We start from the raw sequence: 9,243 nt of genomic DNA, 5'->3' as shown, positions 1-9,243 counted from the left end.
AAATATTTCGATATGGCAGAGTTCCTCGAATGGCGCAAGACCAGGAAAAAAGGTGATTCAAAAGTAGTTCGGATTGGCTAGCACAATCTCAACGAGGATCATTTTACACACAATAATGGACTTGACCTCGAATCCGACGATATTGTTCGAAATTTCATACATAAATCGCGATTTCAGGCCCTGATGCAGTTTTGTATGCGAAAAATCACATTATTTTCTGCTACGTTTTCTACGTCAAAACCGTTCGCAATATCCCAGCATTTATGGAATGGGTGATTGTAGCTCCGAGCCACGACATTTATGGGATGATCGCTTGTACCTCCGAGCCCGGACATTCATTCGCGCAGTTGCTTCTGAGTCAAGGGGATAGCGGAAAGAGGGTTTCAAATCTATAATGGTAAGGTGTTCAGTCCAATTCATTGCGATCGTGCCAAGAGAATTTCCATTACGGGCTTCGACGGAATAGGATGAGCGAGGGCAGCATTTCTGACTCGATGGGATAGTGAACAGAAGAGAAACCGGAGGGGCCGTACGTTACTCCGAACAATGCAATCTATTGTCGGAGACGCGCCCGCTCCGGTTTCCCGGCGGCAAAATAACGCAGCAATGTTTCCAAGTCTCGATGCGCCGGGTAACGACCCAGCTTCCGAATCATCCCCTCCGCCTGCTGCAAATACGATTCGGCGAGTTGAAGCGATCGATCGATCGCTTCGCTCCCGGCGATCAGCCGTACCGCCGCGGCAAATTCCGCCAAGGGCGATGCGGCGTTCAGCGAGCGGATGCGCGGTCCAAGCCGCGGATCTTCCAGCGCATACAGAACGGGCAACGTCACGTTGCCGTTCCGTAAATCGCTACCCGCCGGTTTGCCGAGCGATTCGGGCGATGCGGTAAAATCCAGCACGTCGTCGCGGATTTGAAAGGCCATTCCGACGCATTCTCCGAACCGGTACAGCAGGTCGGCGGTTTGCGCATCGGCCCCGGAAGAACTGGCGCCAACCTGAAGGCAGGTAGCCATTAACAGCGCCGTTTTATTGTTCGTCTTCTCCAGATAACGCTCCAACGGCAAATCGAACTGAAACCGGCTGTTCAATTGCTGATACTCGCCCAAACAGAGCTTCGTCGTAAGAACGCCTGACAGCTTGCGAATATAGGGATTATCCTTGCCTTCGTATTCCGACAATAACTCCACCGAGCGGGCCATCATATAATTGGCGACATGCACCGCCTCGTTCACGCCGATTTTGACATGCAAAGCGGGTTCTCCGCGCCGCATCGCGGAACGGTCGATGATATCGTCGTGAATCAGCGAGGCGGCGTGGATAAATTCCGTAAATGCCGCGAAACGGATCGTCTTCCGTTGCGGACGCCCGGGACCGAACCGGCTGCCCACGACGACCATGACCGGGCGCAGCCGTTTCCCTCCCGCCCGGATGAGCTCCGTGACGCTTCGCACAATGGGCGAATTCCGCGGCACATCCGCATCGTATTTCACGATATTGATCATTTCCTTGTCGATCGGCTCCAGTTGAATACGCAGCGCCTCATGCAGTTTCATACGCAATCACCTTGCCCGCAGCCGAAGCCGAAGCCGGTTTGGGCAGGACGCCGGCCTGCCGCATCAAAAACGTCCGATACGCCTCATCCAGCAAATGCTCCCCCGCCTTGCCCGAGACGGCGCGAATCTGCAGTTTTTTAACGACAGGCGCAAGCCAGGCGAGCAGGTCGAACTCTTCCGCGCGGCATATCCAATCGTAATAACAGCCCAGCAAGTAATCGCCGTCCAATATCCGTTCGGTCAAGTCGGGATCGCTCGCCGTCAATCCGGCATGCCGGCGCATGGCCATACGTACCAGCAGATAACTGCCCAACAAATGGATTTGCCGATGACGGTCCGCTTCGCAGGCGCGAATCAGCGCCGCCATATCCGGCAGCAAGTTTACGGACGTTTCCAATCGAATGGACGTTTCCGGCGAGATATGTCTTTGCACCGTCGCAATCGTGTCTTGAATGAGCCCATGTTCCATGGCAAGCCCTCCTCGCCCGAATTTGCAAACAACATCCGGCAAACCAAACCTTTACTTTGTATACAGATACCAACGCTTGACGACAGGGATTCTCTTCCACCATCTTTGCAAGTGAGGCAAGACATAGTAATCAAGGCCCAATGTGCTGCCCGATCCGCCGATCAACGCGACGCCCCCGGCCAAGTACCAAAGCATTTCGTACGGCGCCATGCCCGAAGTCCATATCATCAGCCCCATCGCAATCGTTCCAATTGACGAAACGGCCGTGAATAACCCTAATATAAGCAGCGCGCCGAAGACGATCTCGCCGAGCACCATACCGGTTTGAAAGATGACGGCAAGCGTCGTGTAGCCCCCGTCGGCCGTATAGAAGAACGTATCCATGCTCCACTTCACCATCTGCTCGATGAACCCGGGCACGGGCAGAGCCTTCACGGCCGTCGCCGCGCTTTCTACCGCCGAAGCCGCGGACGACGCGTCTACGGTTTGCGTTACGGAATCTATCGCCTGCGAAGCCGCCGTCGTTCCGTCCACCGCCTTGGGAGGGATCAGGAAAATGTTCGTCGGATCCTTCCATACTTTGCCCAGCTTGTCGAGACCTTGCGACAGCCACATATAGCCGACGAACAAGCGCAGCGGAAACAGCCAGAAATTCGGCGAACGTTTGGCCAAATGCCCTCCGACGAAACTGCGCCGGTTGTTCTCATGGAAAAACTCATGCATCGCATAGTTCCAAACCTTGTGAAAGCCGAGCACTTGCAAAAAATAGACGATATTTATGAAATGCTTGCAAAACATAGCGAAAAATCCGCTTAACTTCACCTTCGTCTTCGGCGTTCCGATATAGGCAACGCCGTAGCGCCCGCCGATGCAAACCATCGTGCCGTGAAACGACGGCTTGTAAGATTTATGCCGCCCTTTCCGGATATCCGCCTCAATGTTGTGAGCGATCAATCCGGCCGAATGCTCCGCATTCTCCACCATCTGCGGCACAGGGCGCTCTTCCCCTTCGGGAATGTAGAAAATGTTGTCTCCGACGACATACACGTTCTCATGATCGACGCTTTGCAGTTTATCGTTCGTCACGATTCGCTTGCGGCCTTGCTGCCGGACATCCAATTTGCCCACCAATTCCGAGCCTTCGACGCCGGCCGTCCATACGATCGTGCCCGCCTTCAATTCGCCGCTCTCGCCGAGGCAGACCGCATCCTCCCTGACGCCCGTAATTTGCGTGCCGGTAATGATCTCAACATTCCTTTTGCGCAAATATCGTTCCGATTTGCGAATCAGGCTGTCCGGCAAGATCGGCAAAATTTTCGGCGCCATATCGGCCACGACGAGCCGCACTTCGGATTCGTCGATATGAAATTCCCGGCATAATTCTTCACGGTACTCGGCCAATTCGCCGATCAGCTCGATCCCCGTAAATCCGGCGCCGACTACGACGAATGTCAGCAATGTCCGGCGCTTCTCGGGATCGGTTTCCAAAGCCGCATCCCTAAACATTTGCCGGACCTGAAGTTTGAGCCGGACCGCATCCTCGAACGACCATAACGTAAACGCGTGTTCTTTGGCGCCGGGAATGCCGAAGAAGGTAGGCTTGCAACCCGTTCCGACAACCAGGTAATCGTAAGCGTACGTACTGCGTTTGGATTCCAGCTTGCGGCCCTGAAAATCGATATTCGTAATTTCATCCAGTACGACGTCGACTTTACGTCCTGCGAACACTTGCTTCAAGTCGATTTTCACCGCTTCTTCCGGCACCCGGCACGCCGCCACTTCATGCAGTTCCGTCAGCATCGTATGATAAGGTTTTTTATCGATTAAGGTAATGCTGATATCCGCATCTTTTTTAAATTTTTTCGCCAATTTCTTCGCTGTCAGCACGCCACCGTAACCGCCGCCCAGTACAACGATTCTTTTCATGCAGTTCACCCCGTTATTGGATCAAGCCCCGTTTTCGTCTTGCGTTACTTCGCGTTCGCCAACGCTTCCTCGGCTAATTGCACGAATTCCCCTACATGGATCGATACGCCGGATATCGCGTCGGCCGTCCCGTCTTCCTTCAAGGCGATCGCTTTCGGATCTTGCTTGTCAAGCAAGGCTTGCTCCATGATGGCCGCTTGCTCATGCCATTCGGATTGAGCCCCGCCCGCCTTCATGCCGTATTTGCCTTCCGCCGATTGTTTTTTCTTCGTATCGCCGCCGTCCTTATGCACCGCATCCCAGTTCGCCGCGACGATCGTTCCGTTTACGACCGTAAGATCCATCGTCCCTTTCCAGCCGGATTTGGCGTCAAACTCTTTGCCTTCCGCATGATACGCTCCGTCTTTAAACGGACCGGGTTGCGTCGGGCCTGCGGCCAGCGCTTTTTCCGCCAAACTTGTGAATTCTTTCACAGTTATGGACACGCCGGAAACCGCGTCGGTTTTCCCGTCCTCTTTTACCGCAATCGCTTTCGGATCTTGCTTTTCGATGAGAGCCTTCTCCATTAATTCCGCCTGTTCATGCCACTCCGATTGCGCGCCGCCCGCTTTCATGCCGTATTGGCCGGATTTGGAAGATTCCTTTTTATCCGGACCGCCGTTTTTGTGGGCACCCGTCCAATTGGCTTCGATAATTTTCCCGTCTTGCACCGTTAGCAGCACCATGTACTTCCACCCGGATTTTTCGGAAAATTGATCTTCTTGCGCAAAATAGATACCGTCCGCATAGGCTCCGCTTTCAACCTCCGGCGCCGGTTGCTCATCCGTCGTCGGCGTATCTTTCTCCGGCGGGGCCGTTTCTCCGCCGTTTTGGGCGCCGCAGCCTGCCAGCAATGCAAGCATCATCGCACCGATGAGCAATAAAATAGACCATTTCTTCATTATGACTCCTCCCGTTTGTCGCATATTGATTTGCAGGAATGATTTCGAACAAATCGTATCATAACGGCCCCTTAGAGTATGTAAAAATAATCACAAAGTCCTGGCCTCTCGCATGCACGGCAAAAAAGGCCAAGAATAAGCCTTGGCCTTTTAAGAGAGACTTCTCCCCGTTCTATGGGTTCAAAATTTTCCGCGCCAATATCGCCAAATCTTCGATGTCGACTTTGTTGTCGCCGTTCAAGTCGGCCGCTTTGGCAATCGCCCAATCCGGACTGCTGCTATCCTTGCCGTAATGGCTCGCCATAATCGCCAAGTCGCCGATCGTGAATTTGCCGTCACGGTTAAGGTCGCCGTCCGAACCTTCGCCGCCGCTGCCGCTCTCGATGCGTACGCTCAATTCGGCGGAAGCCGCTTCCTTCTCGACCCCTTCGCCATTAGCCAGTATCGCTCTGATCACCGATATGTTTCCCGACGAGTCGGGCTCGCCCTTCGCTTTAAATACGAGATTCACCAACTGCGCGTCTCCCGTAATCGCGTTGTCTTGCCCGATGCTCGCCAGCACCAGACGAACGGCGCCCGTTCCGTTATCGGCCCGATCGATGATTTGGACGCCTTCGGATACCGGCTTCACTTCCGTCAATTCGAACAGATCGGCGCGATAATTCACCGTAATGTCCGAAGCGTAAATGCTGTCGGCCACGTTGGCGACGCCCAGTCGCACCGTAAACGAATCGTCCTTCTTCACCGTACCGGCGCCTTGCAAAGTCATCGTCAATTCCTTCGTCGCGCTGGGCGATTGAATTGTAAAGTAATCGAAATCCGCATTGATCGACTCCCCGTCGGAGGAGGAAAATGCGTATAATCCGATTTGAATGCCGTTCAGATCGGCCGTCAACGGATCGGCGGCTTGCTGCCATTCCAGCCCGTTCCAGAAGTAGGTGGTATATACGTTTCCGGACTTCTTCACTTTCATGTATACTTCATCCGTCCCCGGATGCTTCGCCATATTCGTCGCTTTCGTATATTTGCGGTTGATTTCCTTGGCCGTTTCCAGGCTATACCCGTTCGCTCCCGTCGTATCCCAGACATGGCCGTATCTTACGTAATTGTCGATATCCTGCCAGACGATCAAACCGGCTTGCTGGTAATTTTTCCGGACGGGCGCCGTCACTTTCATGGTCGCTTCGAAATCCTCCCCGGGCACATCGCGTAAAAATACGTTTTTAATCGTATTTGATCCTTCATGCGTCTCGCCTTTTTGCGTTTTGATGCGCAAATGGCCGGGTTGTTCCGTCAAGGTCCACCCTTCCGCATCCGGATTGTAGACGTTCCATGACTCGTGCAGCGTCGCTTCGTCGAAATGATCCACCCATGCCTGGGCCGGGATCGTCGGCGCCGTTACAATGACGCTTTGTTTAAACTTTTTGACTGCGGCTTGCAATCGTTCGATCGCCTGCCCGATCTCTTCAGGGGTCGCGCCTGCGTTATCGGCTACCGCCTGGGCCGCATCGACGGCGCTTTGCAGTTCGTCCGCGGCCGATTGCGGATATTGTCCCGGCTTATCGCCGATGACCGCCCGATCAAGCTCCGCTTGCGCTTTGGAGATTTCCGCCCTCAAATCGGAAGCGTTATAGTCGCCGATCAATTCCCTGTGCGCTTCGGCAAGCCGCGCGAACTCCGCCTTCTCCACCTTGCGGTCGTACGAGAGCAAGCCGTTGATTTCCATCTCGACATCCGTGGTTTGCGTATAGACGGCGGCGCTTAACCCCGGTCTTTCCTTCAGTTCCTTGAGCCGGTTAATAAAGCTGATATACCGGTCCGTCAACGCTTTCACGCTGCTCTGCTCCTCGTAATTGAACACGTTCGAGTTCCATTCGTGGCCCGGCACTTTCAAGCCCAATCCCCCGTACTCCCCTAACACCGCGGCGCGGGTATCGGTCGGCTGCGGCGAATTCGGGGCAGGGTAATTATGCATATCGATGAGATGGCCGACATTCTTGTCCGTCCAGCCGCTCGCATTGTTAATGAGGCGAGTCGGATCGTAATTCATGGCCCAATTCGTCAACCGCTCGGTATCGTACTGTCCCCAGCCTTCGTTAAAGACGGTCCAAACAATGATAGAAGGATGATTGCGGAATTGATCGATCATTTCTTTGAACTCTTGCTCCAACTGGGCTCTGTTGTCCGCCGAGTCTCCGAATTTGCTTACCTGGTCTTGCCATACGACGACTCCGAGCTTATCCGTCCAATAAAACCAACGGTCCGGCTCGACCTTCATATGTTTGCGAATCATATTCATGCCCAGGTTTTTGACCGTTTCAATGTCGAACTTCAGCGCCTCGTCGGTCGGCGCCGTATATAATCCGTCCGGCCAATAGCCTTGATCGAGCGGGCCGAGCTGGAATATAAACTTGCCGTTAATGAGCGGACGGGTAATGCCGTCGACTTTGCCGAGCTTCACTTCGCGCATGCCGAAGTAGCTGGCCACTTCGTCGACCTTCTTCGATCCGTGCAGCAGATTGACTTTCAAATCGTACAAGAACGGATCGTCAGGCCACCATAAGCGGGGATTCGGAATCCGGATCGAAAGCTCTTCCCCTAATCGTCCCGTCGCGCGGGCAACCTCTTCCCCTTCCTTCAGAACGATCGCTTCCACCTTCTCGTTCTTCGCGCCTTTGCTTCCCGTCACTTTCAATTTCAACGATTCGTCGGCAAGCACCGGCGTCATATCGAGCTTGGCGATCGACGCTTTCGGTACGGGCTCCAGCCATACGGTCTGCCAAATGCCGGAGACGGGCGTATACCAGATGCCTTCCGGCGCCAGCCGCTGCTTCCCGATCGTGTAGCCGCCTTTGTCCGTCGGATCGTACACTTTGACGATCAGCTCGTTGGCGCCGGATTTCAAGTAATCGGTAATATCGAAGCTGAATCCGGTATATCCGCCCCGGTGGCTGCCGACTTCCCGTCCGTTGACATAGACGGTCGCCTCGAAATCGACGGCGCCGAAGTGAAGGTTGACGCGCTCGCCTCTCCAATCCGCGGGAATGGTAAATTGCCGTTTATACCACATCTTCTCCTCATGCCGTTCCAGGCCGGATAGCTTCGACTCGACCGCGAACGGAACGAGAATGGTCTCGCTTAACGTTTTGCCGGAAGGCAGCTCCGTCTGCTTGCTGCCGCTCTCGAATTCCCATTCGCCGTTCAAGTTCATCCACTTGTCGCGAACAAGCTGCGGCCGCGGATATTCCGGCAGCACATTGTTCTTATCCACTTGCTGCGCCCATGGAGATTCGATCATAAACTCGGATCCGTTCTCCACTTTCGGGGCGATAAACGTGCCTAACCGCTCTCCGTCTTGTCTCGCGATGCCCCCGTTCCCGTCGTAAGTAATCATGACCGCATTGTCTTTCTTATAGACGGGAATATCCCATTGCAGCGTCAACACGGACGGATCGTCCGGTTTAAGCGACACGCTTGTCGGCGTATGGTTGCGCAAGCCGGCCACCACTGTGAAATGCCGCGCCGCGTCAGCCGGAACCGGATTCAATCCGCCGGCGAAACGAAGCTCCGCATGCACCCCGTCCTCTAGAATGCGGCTTGATGCGGGACCGTGATTCACGAATCCGTCCGGCAAAACAAACGCCCCCGGCGGCACGATTTCCTTCGCCAAATTCGCGGCTGACCATTTCAAGGAAAGGTGGGCGCCGCCGAAGTTCTGGAAATATTCCAGCTTGAAATCGTATTTCCTTCCGGCTTCCATACGGATCGGAGCGCTTTTTTGCTCCTTGTCCCAATCGTCGACCCAATGGTCGATCGCCAATTTGCCGTCGATCCAAAGCCGGAATCCGTTGTCGCCGAGCAGGTAAAACGTATAATCGTCCGTAGCGGGCGCCGCGATTTTCCCTGTCCAGCGAACCGTATTGTATTCATCCTGACCGGTAAACGCTTTTAAAATCGGCTTCAAATTCGGATAATCGATATTCAAGTCCACCGTCGTCATCTTGAGCTCTTTAAAATCGAATTTGTCTCTCCCGGACGTAATATAATACTCCGCTTTCAACCCGTTTTTCTCGCCGCCGGATAATTGATCCTCTTCGGCCGCGAATGCCAGCGAAGCGCTGAACGCTTGGCAAATCAACATGAGAAAAGCCAACATGATCGACACCGTTTTCTTGTTCAATGCAGTTCTCTCCTTTCAAATGTTATGTTGCGGGCGTTCCAATCGCGCCTTGACGTTACATCTCCATGCACCTCCTTTAACGAATCCCGGCCAGACGCAGCGTTTCATCGATCCGCCTTCCTTTCTTTTGCCGACCTTTTCTATGAAAATAACGATCAACAATCATTCATAT

The 9,243-nt window shown here is 54.0% G+C and carries 5 protein-coding genes; all 5 read right to left on the bottom strand.

All coding sequences use genetic code 11. The features are described from left to right. Window positions 1-553 precede the first annotated feature (553 nt). A complete protein-coding gene (locus tag LQ229_RS13825) occupies window positions 554-1,555 on the bottom strand; it encodes a polyprenyl synthetase family protein (RefSeq protein ID WP_230192057.1) in 1,002 nt (333 codons plus the stop codon). Continuing rightward, window positions 1,542-2,024 carry a hypothetical protein gene (locus tag LQ229_RS13820; protein ID WP_216536416.1) on the bottom strand — a complete coding sequence of 161 codons (483 nt, stop codon included), beginning with the start codon at window positions 2,022-2,024 and terminating at the stop codon, window positions 1,542-1,544. The genes LQ229_RS13825 and LQ229_RS13820 overlap by 14 nt, the downstream gene beginning before the upstream one ends. Before the next feature lie 51 nt (window positions 2,025-2,075). Then, window positions 2,076-3,950 carry an FAD-dependent oxidoreductase gene (locus LQ229_RS13815; RefSeq protein WP_230192056.1) on the bottom strand — a complete coding sequence of 625 codons (1,875 nt, stop codon included), beginning with the start codon at window positions 3,948-3,950 and terminating at the stop codon, window positions 2,076-2,078. Window positions 3,951-3,994: 44 nt separating this feature from the next. Next, on the bottom strand, window positions 3,995-4,891 hold the full coding sequence (locus tag LQ229_RS13810) for an FMN-binding protein (protein WP_230192055.1): 897 nt from the start codon (window positions 4,889-4,891) through the stop codon (window positions 3,995-3,997). A 172-nt stretch (window positions 4,892-5,063) separates the two neighbouring features. Beyond that, entirely contained in the window at window positions 5,064-9,071 is a 4,008-nt protein-coding gene (locus LQ229_RS13805) for a sugar-binding domain-containing protein (RefSeq protein ID WP_230192054.1), read from the bottom strand. Window positions 9,072-9,243: the final 172 nt, after the last annotated feature.

Origin of the sequence: Paenibacillus sp. CECT 9249 (assembly GCF_918697855.1) — a bacterium.
GTDB lineage: Bacteria > Bacillota > Bacilli > Paenibacillales > Paenibacillaceae > MSJ-34.
The sequence above is the reverse complement of the archived record's forward strand: the minus strand, read 5'-3'. Positions and strand labels throughout refer to the sequence as shown.

Coding starts and splice junctions, on each gene's coding strand:
- LQ229_RS13810 (WP_230192055.1), bottom strand. CDS start 4,891: ATGAAGAAATGGTCTATTTTATTGCTCATCGGTGCGATGATGCTTGCA.
- LQ229_RS13815 (WP_230192056.1), bottom strand. CDS start 3,950: ATGAAAAGAATCGTTGTACTGGGCGGCGGTTACGGTGGCGTGCTGACA.
- LQ229_RS13825 (WP_230192057.1), bottom strand. CDS start 1,555: ATGAAACTGCATGAGGCGCTGCGTATTCAACTGGAGCCGATCGACAAG.
- LQ229_RS13820 (WP_216536416.1), bottom strand. CDS start 2,024: ATGGAACATGGGCTCATTCAAGACACGATTGCGACGGTGCAAAGACAT.